The sequence below is a fragment of the Cupriavidus sp. SIMBA_020 genome (assembly GCF_046535395.1).
GTDB classification, from domain to species: domain Bacteria; phylum Pseudomonadota; class Gammaproteobacteria; order Burkholderiales; family Burkholderiaceae; genus Cupriavidus; species Cupriavidus campinensis.
In genome coordinates, this window is the sequence record NZ_JAWRWU010001162.1 from 1 (window position 1) to 253 (window position 253).

Consider the following 253-nt stretch of genomic DNA (forward strand, 5'->3'; position numbering starts at 1 on the left):
GTATGAACGCCTGGCGGCGGAAGGCAGCATCACGTCGCGGCCCGGCTCGGGCTTTTACGTCGCCGGCCCGGTGGCGCCGCTGGCGCTGACCGAGATCGGCCCGCGGCTCGACCGCGAGATCGATCCGCTGTGGGTGTCGCGGCAGTCGCTGGAGGCCGCGCCCGACGCGCTGCGGCCCGGCTGCGGCTGGCTGCCGAGCGCCTGGATGTACGAGGCGGGCATCCGCCGCGCATTGCGCGCCCTGGCCAAGGCC

The 253-nt window shown here is 75.5% G+C and carries 1 pseudogene; it reads left to right on the forward strand.

Annotated elements, in window-relative coordinates:
* Positions 1-253, forward strand: a pseudogene (locus SB751_RS33185) (PLP-dependent aminotransferase family protein); the annotation flags it as partial.